The 24,062-nt window shown below is 59.1% G+C and carries 21 protein-coding genes and 3 tRNA genes; 13 read left to right on the top strand and 11 right to left on the bottom strand.

Annotated features, from left to right (window positions below; all coding sequences use genetic code 11):
* Positions 1-94: 94 nt before the first annotated feature.
* Positions 95-1,324, bottom strand: a complete 1,230-nt coding sequence (locus ASG47_RS00915; RefSeq protein ID WP_061906862.1) for a PQQ-dependent sugar dehydrogenase — start codon at positions 1,322-1,324, stop codon at positions 95-97.
* Between the two features lie 191 nt (positions 1,325-1,515).
* On the bottom strand, positions 1,516-2,211 hold the full coding sequence (locus ASG47_RS00910; protein ID WP_061906861.1) for a superoxide dismutase: 696 nt from the start codon (positions 2,209-2,211) through the stop codon (positions 1,516-1,518).
* A 357-nt stretch (positions 2,212-2,568) separates the two neighbouring features.
* On the opposite strand from ASG47_RS00910, the gene ASG47_RS00905 reads away from it, so the two are divergent.
* From ASG47_RS00905 to ASG47_RS00895, 3 genes are all read left to right on the top strand, one after another.
* Positions 2,569-3,072 (top strand): TerB family tellurite resistance protein, encoded by a 504-nt coding sequence (locus ASG47_RS00905; RefSeq protein ID WP_061906860.1) that lies wholly within the window; start codon positions 2,569-2,571, stop codon positions 3,070-3,072.
* Positions 3,073-3,074: 2 nt separating this feature from the next.
* Positions 3,075-4,043 carry a TerC family protein gene (locus ASG47_RS00900; protein ID WP_061906859.1) on the top strand — a complete coding sequence of 323 codons (969 nt, stop codon included), beginning with the start codon at positions 3,075-3,077 and terminating at the stop codon, positions 4,041-4,043.
* A gap of 194 nt (positions 4,044-4,237) precedes the next feature.
* Positions 4,238-5,134, top strand: coding sequence for a hypothetical protein (locus ASG47_RS00895; RefSeq protein ID WP_156463936.1), 897 nt, complete (start codon positions 4,238-4,240; stop codon positions 5,132-5,134).
* Between the two features lie 182 nt (positions 5,135-5,316).
* Here ASG47_RS00895 and ASG47_RS00890 read toward each other — a convergent pair whose 3' ends face one another.
* The 3 genes from ASG47_RS00890 to ASG47_RS00880 all read right to left on the bottom strand — a co-directional run bounded on the left by ASG47_RS00890 (position 5,317) and on the right by ASG47_RS00880 (position 6,670).
* Positions 5,317-5,706 (bottom strand): hypothetical protein, encoded by a 390-nt coding sequence (locus ASG47_RS00890; RefSeq protein WP_061906857.1) that lies wholly within the window; start codon positions 5,704-5,706, stop codon positions 5,317-5,319.
* The gene (gene rlmB / locus ASG47_RS00885) at positions 5,703-6,458 is read right to left on the bottom strand and encodes a 23S rRNA (guanosine(2251)-2'-O)-methyltransferase RlmB (RefSeq protein ID WP_061906856.1); all 756 of its coding nucleotides are present in this window, start codon (positions 6,456-6,458) and stop codon (positions 5,703-5,705) included. The genes ASG47_RS00890 and rlmB overlap by 4 nt, the downstream gene beginning before the upstream one ends.
* A 138-nt stretch (positions 6,459-6,596) precedes the next feature.
* Positions 6,597-6,670 (bottom strand) — tRNA-Gly (locus ASG47_RS00880).
* Between the two features lie 198 nt (positions 6,671-6,868).
* On the opposite strand from ASG47_RS00880, the gene ASG47_RS00875 reads away from it, so the two are divergent.
* Positions 6,869-6,953: transfer RNA gene (locus tag ASG47_RS00875), tRNA-Tyr, on the top strand.
* Positions 6,954-7,021: 68 nt separating this feature from the next.
* On the opposite strand, the gene ASG47_RS00870 is transcribed toward ASG47_RS00875, so the two are convergent.
* From ASG47_RS00870 to ASG47_RS00855, 4 genes are all read right to left on the bottom strand, one after another.
* Positions 7,022-7,225 (bottom strand): hypothetical protein, encoded by a 204-nt coding sequence (locus ASG47_RS00870; RefSeq protein WP_061906855.1) that lies wholly within the window; start codon positions 7,223-7,225, stop codon positions 7,022-7,024.
* 120 nt (positions 7,226-7,345) lie between these two features.
* On the bottom strand, positions 7,346-7,981 hold the full coding sequence (locus ASG47_RS00865; RefSeq protein ID WP_061906854.1) for a hypothetical protein: 636 nt from the start codon (positions 7,979-7,981) through the stop codon (positions 7,346-7,348).
* Positions 7,982-8,103: 122 nt separating this feature from the next.
* Positions 8,104-8,179 (bottom strand) — tRNA-Trp (locus ASG47_RS00860).
* Positions 8,180-8,259: 80 nt separating this feature from the next.
* The gene (locus tag ASG47_RS00855) at positions 8,260-8,526 is read right to left on the bottom strand and encodes a hypothetical protein (RefSeq protein WP_061906853.1); all 267 of its coding nucleotides are present in this window, start codon (positions 8,524-8,526) and stop codon (positions 8,260-8,262) included.
* 259 nt (positions 8,527-8,785) lie between these two features.
* Between ASG47_RS00855 and secE the strand changes: the two genes are divergently transcribed.
* From secE to ASG47_RS00810, 9 genes are all read left to right on the top strand, one after another.
* Complete coding sequence (gene secE, locus ASG47_RS00850) at positions 8,786-8,980, top strand: preprotein translocase subunit SecE (RefSeq protein WP_061906852.1); 195 nt, start codon at positions 8,786-8,788, stop codon at positions 8,978-8,980.
* A 36-nt stretch (positions 8,981-9,016) separates the two neighbouring features.
* Positions 9,017-9,547 (top strand): transcription termination/antitermination protein NusG, encoded by a 531-nt coding sequence (gene nusG, locus ASG47_RS00845; protein WP_035080778.1) that lies wholly within the window; start codon positions 9,017-9,019, stop codon positions 9,545-9,547.
* Between the two features lie 176 nt (positions 9,548-9,723).
* Positions 9,724-10,152 (top strand): 50S ribosomal protein L11, encoded by a 429-nt coding sequence (gene rplK / locus ASG47_RS00840; protein WP_061906851.1) that lies wholly within the window; start codon positions 9,724-9,726, stop codon positions 10,150-10,152.
* A gap of 5 nt (positions 10,153-10,157) precedes the next feature.
* Complete coding sequence (gene rplA / locus ASG47_RS00835) at positions 10,158-10,850, top strand: 50S ribosomal protein L1 (protein ID WP_061906850.1); 693 nt, start codon at positions 10,158-10,160, stop codon at positions 10,848-10,850.
* A gap of 308 nt (positions 10,851-11,158) precedes the next feature.
* Positions 11,159-11,677: a 50S ribosomal protein L10 gene (gene rplJ / locus ASG47_RS00830; protein WP_061906849.1), complete on the top strand. Its 519-nt coding sequence runs from the start codon at positions 11,159-11,161 to the stop codon at positions 11,675-11,677.
* A 57-nt stretch (positions 11,678-11,734) separates the two neighbouring features.
* Entirely contained in the window at positions 11,735-12,109 is a 375-nt protein-coding gene (rplL, locus tag ASG47_RS00825) for a 50S ribosomal protein L7/L12 (protein WP_061906848.1), read from the top strand.
* A gap of 455 nt (positions 12,110-12,564) precedes the next feature.
* The gene (rpoB, locus tag ASG47_RS00820) at positions 12,565-16,698 is read left to right on the top strand and encodes a DNA-directed RNA polymerase subunit beta (RefSeq protein WP_061906847.1); all 4,134 of its coding nucleotides are present in this window, start codon (positions 12,565-12,567) and stop codon (positions 16,696-16,698) included.
* A 79-nt stretch (positions 16,699-16,777) separates the two neighbouring features.
* Positions 16,778-20,962 carry a DNA-directed RNA polymerase subunit beta' gene (rpoC, locus tag ASG47_RS00815; RefSeq protein WP_061906846.1) on the top strand — a complete coding sequence of 1,395 codons (4,185 nt, stop codon included), beginning with the start codon at positions 16,778-16,780 and terminating at the stop codon, positions 20,960-20,962.
* A gap of 126 nt (positions 20,963-21,088) precedes the next feature.
* A complete protein-coding gene (locus ASG47_RS00810; protein WP_061906845.1) occupies positions 21,089-21,895 on the top strand; it encodes a GGDEF domain-containing protein in 807 nt (268 codons plus the stop codon).
* 8 nt (positions 21,896-21,903) lie between these two features.
* On the opposite strand, the gene ASG47_RS00805 is transcribed toward ASG47_RS00810, so the two are convergent.
* On the bottom strand, positions 21,904-22,746 hold the full coding sequence (locus ASG47_RS00805) for an aldo/keto reductase (RefSeq protein ID WP_061906844.1): 843 nt from the start codon (positions 22,744-22,746) through the stop codon (positions 21,904-21,906).
* Between the two features lie 65 nt (positions 22,747-22,811).
* Positions 22,812-23,906 (bottom strand): NAD(P)-binding domain-containing protein, encoded by a 1,095-nt coding sequence (locus ASG47_RS00800; RefSeq protein ID WP_061906843.1) that lies wholly within the window; start codon positions 23,904-23,906, stop codon positions 22,812-22,814.
* Positions 23,907-24,062: the final 156 nt, after the last annotated feature.

The following is a 24,062-nucleotide window of genomic DNA, read 5'->3' as shown; positions in this document are numbered from 1 at the left end:
TCTAACCGAAGGAACGGGCCGGAATCGCGAGCTAATCGGCGGTAATGGCGAGAAGAAAGTGGCGAGGCGCGGACGCCTCGCCAGAGTGTCTCATTTAGGAAGTAGCTTTGCTTAGGCGTAGGATTGAGGACGTCCCGGCGTCAGGGTTCTCGGTCACCGCATAGACGGCGCCATCTGGGCCAACTCTGACGTCGCGCACGCGGGCTTCAAGCGGCACCCGTTCCTCCGAGGCAACTTGATCGCCGTCGAGATGCACGATGACGACGCCCTTGGTCACGAGGCCACCGATCAGGAAGGCGCCATTCCATTCCGGAAATTCAGCGCCGTCATAATAGGCCATGCCGGACGGGGCGATAACCGGGTCCCAATAATAGACCGGCTGTGTCGTATCCTCGGTTGCAGTAATACCCTCGCCGATTGGCGCACCGCTATAGTCGATGCCATAGGTCACTTCAGGCCAGCCATAATTGACGCCGGCTTCCGGCCGATTGAGCTCATCGCCGCCCTTGGGGCCATGTTCGACGGTCCAGAGACGTCCCTCGCCATCAAGGGCCGCTGACTGCATGTTGCGGTGGCCCAGACTCCAGATTTCGGGCAGCGCGCCTTCCGTCTCGATGAAGGGATTGTCCGGAAGAGCCGCGCCTTCAGCATCGATGCGGAAGACCTTGCCGAGACCGCTGCCAATATCCTGCGCCTGGTTGCGCGTTTCTACGTCGGAGCGCTCGCCAACAGTAACGAACAAGGCGCCATCCGGCGCAAAGACCAGACGCGAACCGAAATGCTTGTCGCCATCATAAGTCGGCATCTGCTGGAAGATGACTTTCAGATCCTCGAGTGCGCCGCCATTGGCGTCATCGGGCGTCAAGACGGCATGCGCAACACTCGTGCCATTGCCCCCTTCGCGCGGCTCGGAGAACGAGAAGTAGATCCGGCCTGATGTTTCATAGTCCGGCGCCAGCGCTACATCGAGCAGTCCGCCCTGGCCGCGCGCATCGACCTCAGGCACGCCGGAAATGGGCTCGCCAACTTCGCCTTCGGCGGTCACGATATGCATGTCGCCCGCCTTGGTGGTCACCAGCATTCGGCCATCGGGAAGGAATTCCATGGCCCAGAGTTGCGGCAAGTTCTCTGCGATGACCGTCCTCTCGACTTCGGGACTTTCTGCCGGCTGCGGCGCGCGGGTCTGGCCGTCAAAGGCCGGCTGCTGATTTGCGGCATTGGGCGCCTGGGTCTCGACCGAGCCGCTGTCCTGGCCAATGGCCAAGGCTGGCATCAATGACGCACAAAGCGCGGTACTCGCGAGCAATAGGGGTATCGGGCGCATCGGTATCTCCTATGACGGCTGGTGATCGAGCATCAGGAACAGCGACGCTCGAATAGAATTGGGCAAAGTCGCCTGTGACTAGACGGATTCACCACGGCCTGCGTTGCAGTGTAGGGGATCACATGCCGGTGTAGTCGGCACGCGACGCCGCACGCGAGGGCGCGTTAACGCCCTCGCCTGGTGGGGCGACGTTATTGCGCGAGGGCGTCCTGGTAGCGCTCGGACACCTCTGACCAGTTCACTACATCCCACCACGCGCTGAGATATTCGGCCCGGCGGTTGTTGTATGTGAGGTAATAGGCGTGCTCCCAAACATCGTTGCCCAGGATCGGGGTGCCCTTGACCTCGGCAACATCCATCAAAGGATTATCCTGGTTGGGCGTCGAAGTAATCTCGAGTTGGCCTGCCTCGTTGACGATCAGCCAGACCCAGCCTGAACCAAACTGGGCCGCGCCCTTGGCTTCGAATTCGGTTTTGAAATCGTCCATCGAGCCATAGACGGTTTCGATAGCTGCGGTCAGATCGGCACTGGCCTCGCCGACACCATCCGCTGGTGCCATGGTCTCCCAGAAGAAAGTGTGGTTCCAGTGCCCGCCGGCATTGTTGCGAATAGCGGGGGGATAAGTACCTGCCGCACTCACCAATTCCTCAAGCGTTGCCGTTGCCGGCGCATCTCCGCCTTCGATGGCTTCGTTGAGCCTATCCACATAGGTCTGATGGTGCTTTCCATGGTGCAGCTCCATGGTTTCAGCGCTGATTGCCGGCTCCAGCGCGCCATATTCATAGGGCAGATCAGGCAAGGTAAACGGCGAAGTCGTCTGTGCCAAAGCCGGTAATGGCGCAAAAGCAATAGCCGCGACGGTCAGCGAACGGGTCAAAACCTGCATTATTTTACTCCTCTTGAACCCTTGGGCAACGGGAGGAGCGGAACGATGTTCCGGGCGGCGTGGACGTCTCAGCGCACAATCGTGTCAGACAAGATCCACGCTAAGAATCTATCGCCGACTGACGTTGTAGACCGCGTGGATGCTCAGACACCGCTAAGTGGCACTTGAACTTTTGAAATAGCGTTCCGATCTTTTTTGCCGTGACCGGGCCCCTCTGGCGCTGGCAGCGATGCTGCCCCGCGATGTCGGATCACCTTGGCGGCACCTGAGGGTACCGCGTCAGGTGCCCGATCGTTCAAGCCGGGGTTCCGACGCACTCCCCTCAGTCCCCGAGTGGCACTTTGAGAGGAGTTTTTGATGTCTAAAGTAAAATTTCGCGACGACGACCTGTTTCCGCGTGGCCAGCAGTTGCGCGCACGCCATGAGCAATCCAATCGTCTGATAAAGTATGAGGCCGACCGTGCTCGTTCTGGCGCTTATCTCGAAGCGTTGGTGGCTGCGTCAGCGATCATCGCGCACGCCGATGGCAGTATTGACCTTCGGGAGCGTCGAAAGCTTGTAGAGGCTTTTCTCGCCAGTCCGGCGTTTGAAGGTTTCTCCGTGGCCGAGCTGGCAGAAGAGCTGGCGGACCATGCGAGAGCCTACAGTTACGACCCCCATCTGGCGCAAGATCGGGCGCTTGAAACGCTGAAAGCTCTCGAGCTGACAGCGGCCGAAAAACAGTCCATCCGCAACATTTGCCACAAGGTGATCATCGCGGATGGCTTGGTTCATCCGGTCGAGCTTGGCGCTTTGCACCGTATCGAGCTGGCGTTCGGATTTGACCGCCTTAGCGGTGGTGTAGAGGGCGAGGAGCGCTAATCATGGAGCTTTTTACCCTAGTCTTCCTCGGCCAGCCCATGTGGATGTGGCTCGGCTTTATCGGCCTTGTCGCACTTCTTCTCGCCTTCGATCTTGGCGTCCTTCATCGCGATGGCCATGAGATCGAAGTGCGCGAAAGTCTTCTGCTGTCCGGCTTCTACATCACCCTCGGTTTAGCGTTTGGTGGCTTTGTCTGGTGGCAATTGGGCGCGCAACCCGGCGTCGAATACCTGACCGCGTTTGTCGTCGAGAAGAGTCTCGCGATGGACAATGTTTTCGTTATCGCCATGATTTTTGGCTATCTCGCTATTCCCCGTCATCTACAGCACCGCGTGCTGTTCTGGGGCATTCTTGGCGTGATCGTCCTGCGTGCCGTCATGATCGGCTTCGGCGCCACGCTTGTGTCCGAATTCAGCTGGCTGCTTTACGTTTTTGCCGCGTTTCTCATCTTCACCGGTGTTCGCATGCTGATGGGCGGTCACGGCGAAACGGACTTGAGCAAGAATCCCGTGCTCAATTTCATGAAGAAGCGCTTTCGCGTAAGCGAGCAGCTGCATGGTGATCGGTTCTTCGTGCAGCAGGCCGACCCCAAGACCGGCCGTATCCATCGCTACATGACGCCGCTGTTTCTGGCGCTCGTCATGATCGAGATTGCGGACGTGATCTTTGCCGTAGACTCTGTGCCGGCGGTCTTTGCCATTACCACTGATCCATACATCGTCTACACCTCGAACATCTTTGCGATCCTGGGTCTTCGCGCCCTCTATTTCGCCTTGGCCGCCGTCATCCACCGCTTCGCCTACCTCAAGCATGCTCTTGCTGTGCTGCTGGTGTTCATCGGCTCGAAGATATTCGTCGCCGACCTAATGGGATGGGACAAATTCCCAGCCGAATGGTCGCTTGGTGTGACGTTTGCCATTCTTGCCGCTGGTATCGGCTACTCTCTGTGGCGAACCGTCGAGAAAAACTGAACATTGAAGGCGCGCTAAGGCGCGCCTTTCGTCGGCTCTTGAGACCGGCCGTTTTAGGTCGCTGATGGGAAAGTCACGACCTTGGTAATGACACACCGCTGTTTTTGATGACGAGGTGCTCGATGAGGTGGGGTCCGGCTTGGTCGCTCCGATCGTTTCCTCGCGATAAATTCGATCAGTCTGAGGAGGCGCATTTGCCGAAAGTTGAGCTTATCGCTGGCGCCCTGTTCTTTGCCCTCGCGGGTGCCACGACGGTCATGCTCAGGCAACCGCTTGATGCCGTCGGGTGGGTCGTCCTCGTGGCGTGCGTAGCATTCGTCGCGCTTGCAGTTTTTGGAATGGTCAAGCCAGCCGGGTTCGCGAGGGGGATGCCTTCGAGGACCCCAGGCAGACCCACCACTGAATTTGAGATCGGTAGACGGGACGATATGGCGCCCGCAGGGGATCCGACGGCATCGTTAGCGATGGGAATGCCTTCCGGGACCTCGCGCGAGCCGCCCGTCGAGCCGACGACATCGGAACTGCAAGTGCTTGCCGCTACGATCGCCGCGCTCGAGGCCGTCGACGGTCTCAGTCCGGGCGAAGTCGATGCCATGTCTCTCTGGAACGCCATGCAGGAGATAGACCCAGGACAGGCCATCGGCCTTTATGAAGCCATTGGCTCTTTTTCGATGCTGCACGATCTTGGTCGCACTCGCATCGGCCGCATGACCTTTGTCCCGGCGCACACCGAATACGATGCATCACTTCTGGCAGAAATCACGGCCTCGGTGCTGACCTCACTCGGTCATCCCATGCGATCTGAAGATATCGTCGTGACGCTACCGGCAGACGGAGGACAGGGGACAGCGAATATTGCGTTCCCGATTGCAGGTCGAATTGAGACCATCGAGTGCTCCTACCTCTGGAAATACCCGCCCGACGATCTTTGCGCCAATTTGAAGCGCTTTTCGAGAAACGACGATCCCCGTCAACTGGTCTGCGCCGACCCTGGCGATCAGACGCTGCTTTACGTTGCTATCCGTGAAGGATCGATCGGTGAGTTGAATGAGCTCCTCCCGGCTGAAATCGATCAGTTCTACGAGGCTTGATATATCCGTCCAGGACAGAAGGCAGAATCGCCGCGCTCAGCGTTGCGAAAGACGATTCGCATGCATGGTTTGACCATGCACGCGACTACCGAGCTAACGCCAAAAATAATCAGGCAAGGAAGTGGTTAGCGAGCTGGTTTAAAAAACAATCGGGAAATCCGACCCGCTCGCTAAACTAGCACCTACTCTTCGTCGTCCTCGACATCGGTCAGGTAGACCGAAAATTCCAGATCGACCCCGTGCTGCGCGATGGCTGCAGCGGCATGGGCCGGCAGGCGGGCGGACATGGCTTCGCCTTCGGCTGGGTAATCGAAGGCAATGTCGAGCACGGCGCGGCCGAGGCGACGGTCGCCGAGCATGGTTTCGATCGCCAAGCCAGACCGCTCTGCGAGCTCGAGAATCGCGCGGACGGCGTTGTCCGTTGGCACTTCCACCTGGCCGTAAAAGCTGCCTTCAACATCCTCGGGTTCATAGCGAACGAGAAGCTGCTTGAGCGAGGTTTCTGCGTCGAGCTGGCTGACGGTAAGACCCGACAGGCGCAGCGCAATGGCGAAGGGTTCGAACGCGCTCATGCCTGACGCCCCGCGGTTGCGGCGAAAAGGGCGATAGCGGCCGCATTCGACACGTTAAGCGATTTGATCGGGCCAGGCATATCGAGCCGCACCATCTCGTCGCAGAGTTCGCGCGTCCGCTGGCGGAGACCCTTGCCTTCCGCGCCGAGCACGACGGCCATCGGCGCGTCGTCCGTGCGCGCCTTGATCGGGGCAGGGGCTTCGGAATCAAAGCCCAAGACGGTCAGGCCACGTTCCTTGAGGGTTTCGAGGGCGTCCGCGAGGTTGCGCACTTCGATCATCGGCACGAGATCCAGCGCGCCTGACGCGGCCTTTGCCATGACGCCCGTTTCGCGCGGCGAATGGCGCGCGGTGGTGATGACGGCGTCGGCGCCGAATGCGCAGGCGGTGCGGAGGATCGCCCCGACATTGTGCGGATCGGTCAACTGATCGAGCACCACGACGAGCCGCAACTGCTTGATATCGGAAAGGCCGAACCGGCTCACCGGATCGACTTCGAGCGCCACGCCCTGGTGCACCGCTTCGCCGCCGAGCAGCCGATCGAGATCCTTCGGCGTCGTTTCCTTGACGGAAACCTTGCCGATTTCGCCAGTCTCCTTGAGACGGTTAAGCGCATTCGGCGTTGCCAACAGCTCTTTCTTCAGCCGCAGCGGATTGTCGAGCGCCGCGCGTACCGTATGCAGGCCATAGAGATAAACTGGGCCGGTATCGGGATCATATTTGGGTTTTGGCGGGAATTTGTTGCGGCTCATAGCAAGCGCCTAACGCCTCCGGGCATGTCCCCTAAACGCGGAGATCGGTTTGAGGAAAAAGACATGCGAAAAACAAGAACTCAAGCGGCCCTGGCGCAAATCGCCACGCGCTCGAGTGCGAAGCCGAATGGCGGCTTCTGGAGCGGGTAGCGGGAATCGAACCCGCGTATTCAGCTTGGAAGGCTGCTGCTCTACCATTGAGCTATACCCGCTTGGGCCCTGAGGCGGAAAATGGATTAGCGCGAACCCGGCGAACAAGGCAAGGCTGGGCATGAAGATAGGGCCAGTTTTTTCATCTATCACAAGATTTCTGCACATCGCGTTCGGAAGGGTGTTGACACCTTTGCGACAGCCAACCATAAACCGCCCCGACGAAACGCCAAGGCGCTTCGGTTCTCACCCGAGAATGTGGAGGGGTGGGAGAGTGGTTAAATCCGGCAGACTGTAAATCTGCTCGCTTAGCGTACACTGGTTCGAATCCAGTCCCCTCCACCACCGGCTGAAAAGTTCAGCCACTGCACGGCCTTAGGGCTGTAGCCGTCCTGGGTGGAACAACACCACCATCAATCTTTTTGATGCGCCTTTGCCTGCAGGGCAGCGACCATGCGATTGACGTCCTCGTCATTCGGCGGTGGCTCATATTTGCGCTTGGGCGGGGTCACAAAGGGCTCGCTTTTGTGCCCAAGGCTGCGCAGCAGCACCCAGACGAGGCAGGCCAAACCCGACGCGCCCAAAACCAGCATGATGACAGGCAATGCCGTTTCCATGGTGCTGCCAACTCCGTTGGAGGAGATGCAATGATAGCCGCACGGTTGCGCTCGTCTATCGATCCCTTAAATCGCGCTTAAGCAATAAGGTTAAGATCGTCCCGAAGTGGTGCGGTCCGGTCAGCGCAGAAAGCCTTCACGCAGAAATTCTGCGAGACCGCGTAGCTCACCAGCAGCCGCATCCTCCGGGCTATCTGCCGGCGCGGGCTTGGCCGAAGATGTCTTGGGGCGTCGCATCAGCGCCCGCATTTCGCTCGCCCGCCGCCGATTCTCTGCTTTGGTTTCGATGTCATCCTCGCGCCAGGTGGTCACGAGGTCATCGTTGAGTACTGTCTCGACAAAGCGCGGGTCGAAGACATGAAACGTGATTTTTCGAGCTCGCCCGCGCAGCTTTACCGTCCGCGTGCCGGCGCTTTGCAGCCGTCCATCCTTGAGCCACCGATGCCGCTCGCTGGTCTTGATGGTGAGGATATCCTCGATTTCGCGCGGGATGACCTGAAGGTTCTCGATGCCATCGAGCGTGCGCGTCACGATGGCTGACGTCGCCTTGAATTGCTGCGGCTCGTTTTCCGGCACTGTCAGCACCAGGACATTGCCGCGCACATCGATCGATTTCTTTGCCGCCGATGGCAGTTTAGCGCGCACCTCGAGCAGGACGCCTTTGGCGCGCACGGACGAACCGAGCGTCGCCGCAGCGGGCAGGGGCCATTCCGCTGTCAGGACGGGACCGTCGTAGGGCTTTTTCTTCGCGGGCATGGGCTTGAGATAAGGTTTTGGATGCGCAGTTCAACGCAACGCACGAAAACGACATTCGTTTTCGCAAGAATTTCAGCGATGTGTTGGAAGTATCGAGTTCGGCAATGTGCGAACTGAGTGCCTGGCAGGGGCTGGGGGACTCGAACCCACGACCCTCGGTTTTGGAGACCGATGCTCTACCAACTGAGCTAAACCCCTTCAGGCGAGGGTGTGTCTAACGGCAAACGGTGTGTTGTGCAAGTGGGTCGGACCAACTTGCACAGGCTTGAATAGGTCTTCTATTCAGCCGCTGCGGGCAGCCGCTGTTGGTGCCGGACTTTGAGCTTGTTGAGTTGTCGCGCCGCATGGGCGAGGAGGGCGTGGCGCACGGCTTCTGAGCTGACGATACCCACATCCGCCTTGACCTTGAGATCGAGCGTATAATTGGTGAACGTGCCCAGAAACTCTTCGGCGATCTTGACGCGGACAACGCCCACAATGCGGCCAGCAATGGTTCTGTGAGGGCCAAAGTGCATGAGCTGGCAGTTTTTGATCTCGAACGACATTGATCCGCCTCTCCTCAGGCGTCACGTTTTGGCCGCAATTCGATCCAAATCCAACCAGCTTGGGGAAGCAAGAAGATTCCACAGTTTTCTGCTGATATGCTTTACACAATTGATGAGCCGGCTGGGTCCGGCAAAGGTGGAAGCTCCGTTAATGACGGTTGCATTTGCCGCCAAGATTGACTAGATAGCCCCGATCCGGCCGTGCGGGAGTCCTGCGCGGCCTTTGGTTTTGCACCAAGACAACCGGAATCGACTGCCTATGGCCCGCACCAATCCGATCACCTTCTTCCAGCAGGTTCGCACGGAAGTATCGAAGGTCACTTGGCCGAGCCGCAACGAGGTTGTCATCTCGACCATCATGGTCCTGGTACTGGTGATCTTCGCGAGCCTCTTCTTCCTGGCCGCCGATCAGATCATTTCGTGGCTGGTGTCTTTGATGCTTTCGATCCGCTAAGCGGATCAGGCGACTAACGAGGAGCGGCGAGGCGGTATGGCCAAGCGCTGGTACATTGTTCAGGCGTACTCGAACTTCGAGCGCAAGGTTGCGGACGCGATCAAGGAAAAGGTCGCCCAGACCAAGCTCGAGCATCTGTTCGACGACGTCATCGTGCCGACCGAAAAGGTCGTTGAGATCCGTCGCGGCCGCAAGGTCGATACGGAGCGCAAGTTCTTCCCCGGCTATGTGCTGGTGAAGATGGACCTGACCGATCAGACCTTCCATCTGATCAAGAATACTCCAAAGGTGACCGGCTTCCTTGGTGCTGATAACAAGCCCATGCCGATCTCCGAAAAGGAAGCCATGTCGATCCTGCAGCAGGTGCAGGAAGGCGTCGAGCATCCAAAGCCTTCCGTCAGCTTCGAGGTTGGCGAAAGCGTTCGCGTATCCGATGGTCCCTTTGCCAGCTTCAATGGCATCGTGGAAGAAGTCGACGAAGAGCGCTCCCGCCTCAAGGTGGAAGTTTCGATTTTCGGGCGCCCCACTCCGGTGGAGCTCGAATACGGTCAGGTTGAAAAAGTCTGATCTCAGCGTTTTTGGCGTCAGCCAAAAATCGCGTCAGCGTTTCGGCTCAAGCCGAAATCGCACCAGTGTTCAGCGCAAGCTGAGTGCTGAAACCCGTGGAAGGGGATGGCGCTTTGCCGGCGTCAGGAAACCGCACCACGGCTCAACTGCCGGTTTCGGCATTAAGAGGATAGAAAATGGCAAAGAAAGTCGTTGGCTACGTAAAGCTGCAGGTTGCCGCTGGTTCGGCAACCCCATCTCCGCCGATCGGCCCTGCGCTCGGTCAGCGCGGCCTGAACATCATGGAATTCTGCAAGGCCTTCAATGCGGCCACGCAGGAGATCGAAAAGGGTGCTCCGATTCCGGTCGTGATCACCGCTTATGCCGACAAGAGCTTCACCTTCGTGATGAAGCAGCCGCCGGTAACCTACTTCATCAAGAAGGCCGTAAACCTCAAGTCAGGCTCCAAGCTTCCGGGCAAGGATTCTGCTGGCACGATCACGACGGCTCAGCTGCGTGAAATCGCCGAGAAGAAGATGGTTGATCTCAACGCCGACAACGTCGAGGCCGCAATCTCGATGATCGCCGGCTCCGCCCGTTCCATGGGCATCCAGGTCGAGGGCTAATAGTTATGGCAAAGATCGCAAAGAAGGTCGCCGCTGGTCGTGAAGGCCTGGACCGCACCAAGCTCTACTCGCTCGAAGAAGCGGTAAAGTTCGTCAAGTCGAAGGCTTCGGCCAAGTTCGACGAAACCGTCGAGATCGCGATGAACCTGGGCGTCGACCCGCGTCACGCCGATCAGATGGTTCGCGGCGTTGTTTCCCTGCCAAACGGCACGGGTAAGACCGTTCGCGTCGCCGTGTTCGCCCGTGGCGCCAAGGCTGACGAAGCCAAGGCCGCTGGCGCCGACATCGTCGGTGCAGAAGACCTGCTCGAGACCATCCAGTCCGGCAAGCTCGATTTCGATCGCTGCATTGCCACCCCGGACATGATGCCGCTCGTCGGCCGTCTCGGTAAGATCCTCGGGCCACGCAACCTGATGCCGAACCCCAAGGTCGGCACCGTGACCATGGACGTCAAGGGTGCGATCGGTGCAGCCAAGGGCGGCGCTGTTGAATACCGCGTCGAAAAGGCCGGCATCATCCACGCTGGTATCGGTAAGGTTTCGTTCTCGGAAGAAGCACTTCTCCAGAACATCAAGGCCTTCACCGACGCTGTCGTGAAGTCCAAGCCTGCTGGCGCCAAGGGCACCTACGTCAAGAAGGTCGCCGTTTCGTCGACCATGGGTGCTGGCGTCCATGTCGAGCCCGGTACCGCGCTCTAAGCTTTAGAGCATTCAAGAATTCCGGGCGGTCTAGGCCGCCCGGTGTCGCCTCTCGAATAGAGTGGCAGAAGTCCTGTCCGAGACTGCCGGTCGACCCTCGGGTCGATAATTCCATCCGGAGCCAGCAATAGACGGGGTGAGACACCGAAATTTCGGTTTCGGTTCGAACCTAGACCATAGTCCACCGTGACTCCTGGTTGGCAGGCACTAACCGTTGCTCTCCGAACCTGAAAAGGGGAGGGGGCAGCAATTGGCAATGGTCCCTGCATGCCCTCGGGCATACTGGGCCTAGTCTAGTGGAGACTAGCATGGAAAAAGCGGAAAAGCGCGAAGTCGTCTCTTCGCTCCAGGAAGCCCTCGCGGGCGCTGGATCGATCGTCGTCGCGCAGAACGTTGGTCTTTCCGTTGCTGCGTTCACTGATCTGCGCGTGCAGGTCAAGAAGGCAGGCGGCAAGGTCAAGGTCGCCAAGAACCGCCTTGCCAAGCTCGCTCTTAAGGAAGTCGATGTCGCGGACATCTCGGGTCTGTTCACAGGCCCGACCGTGATTGCCTATGCGGAAGACCCCATCGTTGCGCCGAAAATCGCAGCAGCTTTCGCCGAGAAGAACCAAAAGTTCGTCATTCTCGGTGGTGCAATGGGTGCGACCGCTCTTGATGTCGATGGCGTCAAGACCCTGGCAACTCTTCCGTCTCTCGACGAACTGCGCGCCAAGCTCGCAGGTCTCGTCAAGCAGCCGGCGACCAACATTGCTTCCATTCTCGTGCAGCCAGGTGCCGGCATCGCCCGTGTGCTCAAGGCTCACGCCGAAAAGAGCGAAGCGGCATAAGCCGTTCCGACAAACACTATCTGTTCGAACTGAAACACATTCTGGAAAGAGTAAAAAATGGCCGATCTCGCCAAGCTCGTTGATGATCTCTCTGCCCTGACCGTTCTGGAAGCTTCCGAACTGTCCAAGATGCTGGAAGAAAAGTGGGGCGTTTCCGCCGCCGCTCCAGTTGCTGTTGCCGCTGCTGGCGGTGGCGCTGCTGCTCCGGCCGCTGAAGAAAAGACTGAATTCGACGTGATCCTCGCCTCGTTCGGCGACAACAAGATCAACGTCATCAAGGAAGTCCGTGCCATCACCGGCCTGGGTCTCGGCGAAGCCAAGGCTCTGGTTGAAGGCGCTCCGAAGGCTGTCAAGGAAGGCGCCACCAAGGCCGAAGCCGAAGACATCAAGAAGAAGCTGGAAGACGCTGGCGCCAAGGTCGAACTCAAGTAAGTTCGCTTTAGCACTTGATTTGAGCGAGGTGGCGCTATATGTGCCATCTCGCTTTCCCGTTTTCTACGGGACGATTCGCCGGGCCGATTGGATGGGTCTGGCGCCAATTTGCGGAAATATATGACGATTTTTGATGTCGCGGGCCTCGTGGAGCCTCTGTTGACCTCGCTTTGGGCCGTTCCCAAATCGGGTCTATAGCTGTTTCTCACGAAGCTGTGATCGATCTGGCTGGGTCTGCCGGGTTGCTCGAATGCGATATCGACCGGGCCTGACTAAAGCGTCTTGGTGGGAAACTGGTTCCCGCGATGACGTCGCTGCAAAATGACTACCAGGCATATATCCCGAGCGCCGACGGCTGATAGTCGGGTCTTTGGATATCTGCCTCCGAGACAAAGCAAAAAAGTGGAGCGCTGGGCCCGAAAGGGCAGGGCGCGAAACCAGAAACAGGAGCTTTCATGGCTACCACGTTCAACGGCCGCCGCAAGGTACGCAAGTCCTTCGGTTCCATCCACGAAGTCACGGAGATGCCCAACCTGATCGAAGTCCAAAAGGCTTCCTATGATCAGTTCCTCATGGTCGACGAGCCCAAGGGCGGTCGCGGTGATGAAGGGCTTCAGTCCGTCTTCCGTTCGGTCTTCCCGATCACCGACTTTTCGAACACCGCATCGCTCGAATTCGTGCGCTACGAATTCGAACAGCCCAAGTATGACATCGACGAGTGCCGTGCGCGCGATATCACCTTCGCTGCCCCGCTCAAGGTCACGCTGCGCCTGATCGTGTTCGAAGTGGACGAAGAAACCGGCGCTCGCTCGGTCAAGGACATCAAGGAGCAGGACGTCTATATGGGCGACATGCCCTTCATGACGTCGAACGGCACTTTTATCGTCAACGGCACCGAGCGCGTCATCGTTTCGCAGATGCACCGTTCGCCTGGCGTGTTCTTCGATCACGACAAGGGAAAGACCCACTCCTCGGGCAAGCTCCTGTTTGCTGGCCGTATCATCCCGTACCGCGGTTCCTGGCTCGATATCGAATACGACGCCAAGGATATCGTTTATGCGCGTATCGATCGTCGCCGCAAGATCCCGGTCACCTCGCTGCTCAAGGCGTTGGGCATGGATGCCGAGGAAATCCTCGACACCTATTACACCACGCTGAACTACGAAAAGACCGACAACGGCTGGCGCGTGCCTTACGACGCCGAAAAGTGGAAGGGCGCGAAGCCAAGCCACGATCTCATCGACGCCAAGACTGGCGACGTCGTTCATGAAGGTGGCAAGAAGCTCTCGGCCCGTCAGGCCAAGAAGCTGGCTGAAAACGGCCTGACCCACCTACTCGCGACCGATGCCGATCTCTTTGGCGCCTACATCGCCCAGGACATCGTCAACCTCAAGACCGGTGAAATCTACGCCGAAGCCGGCGACGAGCTCGACGAAAAGCTGCTGACCAAGCTGGTCGACCTCGGCTTTGACGAGCTGCCCATCCTCGACATCGACCACATCACCATTGGGCCATACCTGCGCAACACTCTGGCCGTGGACAAAAACGAGAGCCGTGAAGACGCGCTCTTCGATATCTACCGCGTCATGCGTCCGGGTGAACCGCCGACTGTCGACACTGCCGAAGCGATGTTCCAGTCGCTGTTCTTTGATCCCGAACGCTACGACCTTTCGGCCGTTGGCCGCGTCAAGATGAACATGCGTCTCGAGCTCGATGCTCCGGACACCATGCGCATCCTGCGCAAGGAAGACATCGTCGAAGTCGTTCGCACCCTCGTCAATCTGCGCGATGGCCGTGGTGAAATCGACGACATCGACAACCTCGGCAACCGCCGCGTTCGCTCCGTCGGCGAACTCATGGAAAACTCCTATCGTCTTGGCCTGCTCCGCATGGAACGCGCCATCAAGGAGCGCATGAGCTCGGTCGAAATCGACACGGTCATGCCGCAGGATCTGATCAACGCCAAGCCGGCTGCCGCCGCTGTGCGCGAGTTCTTTGGCTCGTCCCAGCTGTCCCAGTTTATGGACCAGACCAACCCGCTCTCCGAAATCACCCACAAGCGCCGTCTGTCGGCTCTTGGACCTGGTGGTCTCACCCGTGAGCGCGCTGGCTTCGAAGTCCGCGACGTGCACCCGACGCACTATGGCCGTATCTGCCCGATCGAAACGCCGGAAGGCCCGAACATCGGTCTGATCAACTCGCTCTCGACCTTTGCGCGCGTCAACAAGTACGGTTTCATCGAAACCCCGTACCGCAAGATCGTCGATGGCAAAGTCACCGACGACGTCGTCTACCTCTCCGCCATGGAAGAGGCCAAGCACTACGTCGCTCAGGCCAACGTCAAGGTGAATGCCGACGGCACGCTGTCCGACGACCTGGTCGTGGCTCGCCACGCCGGTGACAACGGCCTGACGCCCAAGGAAAACGTCGACCTTATGGACGTTTCCCCCAAGCAGATGGTATCGGTTGCTGCCTCGCTGATCCCGTTCCTTGAGAACGACGACGCTAACCGGGCTCTCATGGGCTCGAACATGCAGCGTCAGGCTGTGCCGCTGCTGCGCGCCGAAGCCCCATTCGTGGGCACCGGCATGGAGCCAGTGGTTGCCCGTGACTCCGGCGCCGCCATCGTTGCCAAGCGCAAGGGTGTCGTCGATCAGGTGGACGCAACCCGTATCGTTATTCGCGCAACGGAAGAAACCGATGCGTCGAAGTCGGGCGTCGACATCTACAACCTGATGAAGTTCCAGCGTTCGAACCAGTCGACCTGTATCAATCAGCGTCCGCTGGTCGTCGTCGGCGATCACGTCAACCAGGGCGACATCATCGCCGATGGTCCCTCGACCGAACTGGGCGATCTCGCTCTCGGCCGCAACGTGCTCGTCGCCTTCATGCCCTGGAATGGCTACAACTTCGAAGACTCCATTCTGCTGAGCGAAAAAATCGCGATGCAGGACGTCTTCACCTCGATCCACATCGAGGAATATGAAGTCATGGCCCGCGACACCAAGCTTGGTCCTGAAGAAATCACGCGCGACATTCCGAACGTGTCGGAAGAGGCGCTGAAGAACCTCGACGAAGCCGGTATCGTTCACATCGGTGCTGAAGTTCAGCCGGGCGACATCCTCGTCGGCAAGATCACCCCCAAGGGCGAAAGCCCGATGACGCCGGAAGAAAAGCTCCTGCGCGCCATCTTCGGTGAAAAGGCTTCGGACGTTCGTGATACCTCGCTCCGCGTTCCGCCGGGCGATGCTGGTACTGTCGTTGAAGTGCGCGTGTTCAATCGCCACGGCATCGACAAGGACGAGCGCGCCATGGCCATCGAGCGCGAAGAAATCGAGCGTCTCGCCAAGGACCGTGACGACGAACAGTCGATCCTCGACCGCAACGTCTATGCCCGTCTCAAGGAAATGCTGTTCGGCAAGGCCGCAACCGCAGGTCCGAAGGGCTATGTCGTCGGCACCAAGCTCAATGACTCGATCTTTGAAGCGCAGCCACGTTCGAAGTGGTGGCAGTTCGCCATCGAAGACGACAAGGTCATGACTGAAATGGAAGCTCTCCATGCTCAGTATGAAGAAAGCCGTCGTCTGCTCGAACAGCGCTTCATCGACAAGGTCGACAAGCTCCAGCGTGGTGATGAACTTCCGCCGGGCGTCATGAAGATGGTGAAAGTCTTCATCGCGACCAAGCGCAAGATCCAGCCAGGCGACAAGATGGCTGGCCGTCACGGCAATAAGGGTGTGGTTTCCCGCATCGTTCCTGTCGAAGACATGCCGTACCTCGAAGACGGTACCTCGGTTGATATCGTGCTGAACCCACTCGGCGTGCCGTCGCGCATGAACGTCGGCCAGATCCTTGAAACCCATCTGGGTTGGGCCTGTGCCGGCATGGGCAAGAAGATCGACCAGATGGTCCGCGCCTATCAGCGCAATGGCGACTTGAAGCCGCTGCGGACTGAAGTTCAGGAGCTCTTTGCTGGCGATACCGCCATCACCGATCTCGATGACGATGGCATGGTCCGTCTCGGCGAGCACCTCTCCAAGGGTGTTCCGATCGCGACGCCGGTTTTCGACGGTGCCAAGGAAGCCGACATCGTGGTTCTGCTCGAAAAGGCAGGCCTCAAGGCTTCGGGTCAGTCAACTGTCTATGACGGCCGTTCGGGTGAACAGTTCGATCGTCAGGTGACGGTTGGCTACATCTACATGCTCAAGCTCGACCACCTCGTGGACAACAAGATCCACGCGCGTTCGATTGGTCCTTACTCGCTCGTCACCCAGCAGCCGCTTGGTGGTAAGGCGCAGTTCGGCGGTCAGCGTTTCGGCGAGATGGAAGTATGGGCCCTCGAAGCGTATGGCGCCGCCTACACGCTCCAAGAAATGCTCACCATCAAGTCGGACGACGTTGCTGGTCGTACCAAGGTCTACGAAGCGATCGTCCGTGGCGACGACACCTTCGAAGCGGGCATCCCCGAGAGCTTCAACGTTCTGGTCAAGGAAATCCGTTCGCTCGGTCTCAATGTCGAACTCGACATGCGCGAAGTGGTAGACCCCGATCAGGCGGAGCTCGCACCTCCTCAGGAAGCGGCGGAATAATCCGGCACTTCCACCCCCATTCACCTTCCAAACCGACCGTCAGCTTGGCTGCGGTCGGGGCGGATAGAGGAGAGAATTGATGAACCATCATTCCCACGTCATGGACCCGTTCAACCCGGCCGTCCCGGTGCAGACCTTCGATCAGATGAAGATCTCCATCGCCTCCCCGGAAAAGATCCTTTCCTGGTCCTATGGCGAGATCAAGAAGCCCGAGACCATCAACTACCGTACGTTCAAGCCTGAGCGTGACGGTCTCTTCTGCGCGCGTATCTTTGGCCCCGTGAAGGACTACGAATGTCTTTGCGGCAAGTACAAGCGCATGAAGTTCAAGGGCGTCATCTGCGAAAAGTGCGGTGTTGAAGTCACCCTGAGCCGCGTTCGTCGCGAGCGCATGGGCCACATCGAACTGGCCGCTCCCGTTGCCCACATCTGGTTCCTGAAGTCCCTGCCGAGCCGCATCGCGCTGCTGCTCGACATGACGCTCAAGGATATCGAACGCATCCTTTACTTCGAGAACTATGTCGTTCTCGATGCCGGCCTCACCCCGTTCACCCAGAACGAACTTCTGACCGAAGAACAGTATCTGGATGCGCAGGACGAATACGGTGCCGATAGCTTCACCGCCAAGATCGGCGCCGAAGCGATCCGCGATATCCTCCTCAACCTCGATCTCGAAAAGATCGCGGCTGATCTGCGCGTCGAAATCGCTGAATCGACCACCGAGCTGAAGCCAAAGAAGCTGGCCAAGCGCCTCAAGATCGTCGAGCAGTTCATCGTTTCGGGCAACAAGCCCGAGTGGATGATCATGACCATCGTTCCGGTCATTCCGCCCGAACTCCGCCCGCTCGTCCCGCTGGACGGCGGCCGCTTCGCCACGTCCGATCTCAACGACCTCTATCGTCGTGTGATCAACCGCAACAACCGCCTGAAGCGACTGATCGAGCTCCGTGCCCCGGACATCATCATCCGCAACGAAAAGCGCATGCTGCAGGAAGCTGTTGACGCGCTGTTCGACAACGGCCGTCGTGGCCGCACCATCACCGGTGCGAACAAGCGTCCGCTCAAGTCGCTGTCCGATATGCTCAAGGGCAAGCAGGGCCGCTTCCGCCAGAACCTTCTCGGCAAGCGCGTCGACTATTCCGGCCGTTCGGTCATCACCGTTGGTCCATACCTGAAGCTCCACCAGTGCGGTCTTCCCAAGAAGATGGCGCTCGAGCTCTTCAAGCCGTTCATCTACTCGCGTCTTGAAGCCAAGGGTCTGTCCTCGACCGTCAAGCAAGCCAAGAAGCTGGTTGAGAAGGAAAAGCCCGAAGTCTGGGATATCCTCGACGAGGTCATCCGCGAGCACCCGGTTCTCCTGAACCGTGCGCCGACGCTCCACCGTCTTGGCATCCAGGCCTTCGAACCGATCCTGATCGAAGGCAAGGCTATCCGTCTGCACCCGCTCGTCTGCTCGGCTTTCAACGCAGACTTCGACGGCGACCAGATGGCTGTGCACGTTCCGCTTTCGCTGGAAGCCCAGCTCGAAGCGCGCGTTCTCATGATGTCGACCAACAACATCCTGCATCCCGCGAATGGTCAGCCGATCATCGTGCCGAGCCAGGACATTGTTCTCGGTCTCTACTATCTGTCGATCATTGCAGATGGTGAACCTGGCGAAGGCATGGCGTTCGGCTCCTATGCCGAACTCGAACACGCGCTCGACAACAAGGTCGTCACGCTTCACACCAAGATTAAGGCCCGCGTGCCGTCTTGGGACGAGAATGGCAACCAGATCACCGAGATCGTGGAAACGACCCCGGGCCGCATGCTCATCGGTCAGATCCTGCCAAAGCACCCGGCTGTGCCGTTTGCGACGGCAAACCAGCTCATGACCAAGAAGATGATCTCCAAGATGATCGACACCGTCTATCGCGGTTGCGGTCAGAAGGAGACGGTCATTTTCTGTGACCGCGTCATGCAGCTTGGCTTCAAGAACGCTTGCGACGCCGGCATCTCGTTCGGCAAGGATGACATGGTCATCCCGCAGTCCAAGTACACTATCGTCGAAGAGACCCGTAAGCTGGTCGAGGAATTCGAACAGCAGTACAATGACGGCCTGATCACCCAGGGCGAAAAGTACAATAAGGTTGTCGACGCCTGGGCCAAGTGCGGTGACAAGATCGCCGAAGAAATGATGAAGGGCATCGCTGCCGTTCAGTTCGATAAGGAAACGGGTCGTCAGAAGCCGATCAACTCGGTTTACATGATGAGCCACTCCGGTGCTCGTGGTTCACCGGCACAGATGAAGCAGCTCGCCGGCATGCGTGGCCTCATGGCCAAGCCCGACGGCTCCATCATCGAAACGCCGATCACCGCGAACTTCAAGGAAGGCCTCAACGTTCTCGAGTACTTCAACTCGACCCACGGTGCCCGTAAGGGTCTGGCTGATACCGCTCTGAAGACCGCAAACTCGGGTTACCTGACCCGTCGTCTCGTTGACGTGGCACAGGATGCCATCATCATCGAGGTGGATTGCGGTACCGAACGCGGCCTCACCATGGAGCCGATCGTTGACGCAGGCCAGATCGTGGCTTCGCTCGGTCAGCGCGTGCTTGGCCGTACCACGGCCGACGACGTGTTCCACCCATTGACGGGTGACCTGATCGCGCCGAAGGGCACTCTGCTCGAAGAAAAGCATGTCGACGTCATCGAAGAGGCTCGCATCCAGTCGATCCGCATTCGTTCGCCGCTGACCTGCGATCTCCGCCAGGGCTGCTGCGCTGCGTGCTATGGTCGTGACCTTGCTCGCGGTACCCCGGTCAATATCGGTGAAGCTGTCGGCGTTATCGCCGCGCAGTCAATCGGTGAACCCGGCACCCAGCTTACCATGCGTACCTTCCACATCGGTGGTACGGCTCAGGTGGTCGACTCTTCGTTCCTCGAAGCCGGTGCCGAAGGCACGATCGAAGTTCGCAACCCGAACCTCGCCAATGTCGAAGGCGGCAAGCAGGTCGTCATGGCCCGTAACGTCTCCCTCGCCATCCTCGATGGCGAAGGCAAGGAACGTGCGACCCACAAGGTGACCTACGGCTCCAAGCTCCTCGTCAAGGCAGGCGACACGGTTCGCCGTGGCCAGCGTCTGGCTGAATGGGATCCGTACACCCGTCCGATCCTGGCCGAAGTCGAAGGCGAGGTCCTGTTTGAGGATCTGGTCGACGGTGCTTCCGTTGCGGAAAACACCGACGAAGCCACCGGCTTCACCAAGCGCGTGGTCATCGACTGGCGCGGCAATCAGCGTGGTGAGGGCCTCAAGCCCGCACTCGCCATTGCCCGCGGCGGTTCGGTTGCCAAGGTCGACCGTGGTGGCGATGCCCGTTACCTGCTCTCCGTTGACGCGGTTATCGCCGTCGAGCCGGGTGAAAAGGTTGCTCCGGGTGACGTCCTGGCCCGTATTCCTCTCGAATCGGCCAAGACCAAGGACATCACCGGCGGTCTGCCGCGCGTTGCTGAACTCTTCGAAGCGCGTCGTCCGAAGGATCACGCCATCATCGCTGAGATCGATGGTACCATCCGCTTCGGCCGCGACTACAAGAACAAGCGTCGCGTCATCATCGAGCCGACCGAGGCCGGTGGCGATCCGGTTGAATACCTGATCCCGAAGGGCAAGCCGTTCCACCTCCAGGAAGGCGACACCATCGAAAAGGGCGAATACATCCTGGACGGCAATCCCGCTCCGCACGACATCCTTGCCATCAAGGGCGTCGAGGAACTGGCACGCTATCTCGTCAACGAGATTCAGGAAGTCTATCGTCTGCAGGGCGTGTTGATTAACGACAAGCACATCGAGGTGATCGTTCGCCAGATGCTGCAGAAGGTCGAGATCGTATTGCCGGGTGACTCGGGTCTGCTCAAGGACGAGCAGCTCGACAAGCTCGACTTCGACGAACTCAACGATGCGCTCATCGCCGAAGGCAAGAAGCCGGCAACCGCTAATCCGGTTCTGCTCGGCATCACCAAGGCGTCGCTGCAGACTCGCTCCTTCGTGTCCGCGGCTTCCTTCCAGGAAACCACGCGCGTCCTCACCGAAGCTGCCGTTTCCGGCAAGGCCGACCTTCTCGAAGGCCTCAAGGAAAACGTCATCGTCGGCCGTCTCATCCCGGCCGGTACCGGCGCGGGCCAGACCAAGGCAAAGCTTATCGCCGCCAAGCGCGACGACCTCATTCTCGAGGAACGCCGCCGTCAGGCAGAGAGCGTCAAGCTCTCGGCGCCTGCCGCCGAATAAGCTGAGCCTAAGACCAATACGTAAGGGGCCCTCCGGGCCCCTTTTTTTGTTGGATGACAGGGACATCCGTAAAGGTTTATCTATTCTGTCAGGGTTCTGTTCAGGCTTGGCAGGGATGATCGGCCCATGGAGATTCTCGTCGCTATCGGAATCGTCTTTTTGGCCCTCTCGCTGTGGCCGATCAGGCGGATCATTCAACTGGTGCGCGGCGGTTCGCTCCGCCGCCAATGGATTGCGCTCGGCGTTCTGATCGTCGGCTTCATCGTCGGCTATGCCGCGTTTCTTGCCGTGCGGCCGTCAGGCGGTCCAACGCTCATCACGCTGATTGTTGAAACCATTCTCTTCGGCGGCAGCATCTTCGTCTTCATCGTCACACGGCTGTCTCTGACCACCACCACCGATGTCGTTCGTATCGCCTCGCTCGAACGAGATGCCCTGGTTGATCCTCTGACTGGGGTCTTCAACCGGCGCTACCTCACCATGAAGCTTGACGAGGAAGTCTCCCGCGCCCGGCGTGAGGGTAATCCGCTCGCAACGCTTATGTTCGATGTCGATCACTTCAAGCACGTCAACGACGTCTATGGCCACGCGATCGGCGATCTCGTCCTGCGCCACATCTCGTCGTTGCTGGTCCAGAAGGCGCGCCTCTCTGATACGGTAATCCGTTATGGCGGCGAAGAATTCGTCATCATCGCCCCCAATTCCTCCGAGGCCGAAGCGGCCGCTCTCGGCATGCGCCTTATTGAGGAGATCGCGATGGCGCCCGTCTCGCTACCCGATGGCGAGACGCTTTCCGTCACCGCCAGTGGCGGAGCTGCAGCGCTCCCGACGCAGGGAACCGCCGAAATGATGCTGCGCGACGCCGACCACGCGCTATATCGCGCCAAAAGAGAAGGCCGCAATCGTCTCCTCGCGGCCTCTCAACTGTCCTGAACTCAAGCCTAGAATAGCTGGTTATTCTCGTCCGGCTGCGGCAGGGTTTTCCCATCAGGCCGATCAAGCGCATCGATCTTGGCGATGTCATCGCCAGACAACACGAAATCCCAAACATCGAAATTGTCCTTGGCGCGCTCCGGCTTGCTGCTCTTTGGCAGGACGATCAGGTTCTGCTGCAAATGCCAGCGGATGATCACCTGCGCTGTCGATTTCCCATGCGCATCGGCTATTCCCTTGATCGTCTCGTCTTCGAGCAGCTTACTCTCTTGGCCACCAAGCGGGCTGTAGCACTCGATCTGGATATCCTTGTCGCGATGCCATTCGCGAATGTCGCGCTGCTGATAGGCCGGATGCAGTTCCAACTGATTGACCGCCGGCACAACGCCGGTTTCGTCGATGATGCGCTGGATATGCTCGGGCAGGAAGTTGGAGACGCCGATCGAACGCACCTTGCCCTGCTTCTTTGCTTCGACGAGCGCGCGCCAGGTGTCGGCATAACGATCATGCTCCGGCGCCGGCCAATGGATCAGGAAGAGATCGAGATGATCGAGCTTCAGCCGCCCGAGCGACTCGTCGAGCGAGCGCAGCGCGCTGTCATAACCCTGATGGCCGTTACGTAGCTTTGAGGTTACGAAAAGCTGGTCGCGCGCAACCGAGGCTTGGGCAATAGCCTCGCCCACGCCTGCCTCATTTTCATAGCCTTGTGCAGTGTCGATATGCCGGTAGCCCGCGTCGATTGCGGCGCCGACAACCTTTGGTGCATCTTCCTCTTCGAGGCGCCAAACGCCGAAGCCAAGTTGAGGAATGCTGTTGCCATCATTGAGTGGCAGGGCAGGGGTGTCTGTCATTCTGAGTAGCTCCTTGCAAACGCTTGCCTAACGGTTCAAAGCGCGCCGAAGCTCCCTCGATCAGTTTAAGTCACCATTCCAAGGTACGTGGTGAGCTCCCGCGCCGCCGCCGATCCCGCTCGATTTGCGCCGATCGTCGAGGCCGACGGACCATACCCGACCAGATGCACCCGCGGATCGCGCGCAACCTGCGTTGCCAACCGTCCGGTCATGGTTATCCCGCCGCTCTCCTCCCGCAATTGCAGCGGCGCCAGATGATCGAGCGCGCTGCGAAAACCCGTGCACCAGAGAATGACGTCGACATCGAGCGTGGCGCCATCCTCCCAGCGCACCCCCGTCGACGTGATCTCGGAAAACATCGGCCGACGCTCAAGAGCGCCGCGCTCCCGCATGCTGGTAATGGCCGGCGTCACCGGCAACCCCGTCACCGAAACGACCGCTTTGGGCGGCAAGCCGGCTCGGACCCGCTCCTCGACCATTGCAACCGCGGCACGCCCAGCCTCCTCGTCGAACGGCCCCTCGCGCCAACGCGGCGGCGTCCGCGTAACCCAGGTCGTTTCCGTCACCTTGGATATTTCGTCGAGCAACTGGATCGCCGAAATACCACCTCCGACAATCAGGACATGCTTGCCTTTGAAAGCCTCAGCGACCGTGTAGTCGCGCGTATGCAATTGCGCTCCCTTGAAGAGCGCCGCCCCCGGATAGTCGGGAATATAAGGTTTCTCCCAAGTCCCCGTGGCATTGATGATTCCTCTCGCCGAGAACAGTCCGCGATCGCTTTCAACGCGCAGCCGGTCTACGCGGTCGCAGACCACTGTGACATTAGCCGGTCGCACGACGCGGAGGTCAAACCGCTCCTCATAGGCCGCAAAGTAGTGCGGAACGGCGACGGATGCCCTGACACTCTCGTCGCCACCGGCAAATTCGGCAAACCCGAGACCGGGCAGATCATGCAGGCGATTGACAGTGCTCAAGGTTAGAGAAGGCCATCGATACTGCCAGGCGCCGCCTGCTTGTGCCGCGTGGTCAAGGACCAGAAAGTCCTTCTCCGGCTTTAAACCGAGTGCCTTCAAATGATAAGCCGCGCTCAAACCGGCCTGTCCCGCACCGATCACGACGATATCCATCTTGAGTGCAGCGCGTAGGGCAGGGGTGGTCATGATGGGCTCCGGAGGTCGCGCTCACATTTAGGTGCCCACTATCCTGTCGGCAAGTTGACCGCTTCCGTGATAAGTCCCTGTTAACGATTGCCGAACGGAGTTTGGCCAATCCGTCCACCCTGCGATGACCCGTCCGATGGGCTGAAGTGGCCGGAA

The sequence above is a fragment of the Devosia sp. Leaf420 genome, assembly GCF_001425445.1.
In the GTDB taxonomy this organism is placed as follows: domain Bacteria; phylum Pseudomonadota; class Alphaproteobacteria; order Rhizobiales; family Devosiaceae; genus Devosia.
This window is presented reverse-complemented; position numbering and strand designations above follow the sequence as displayed.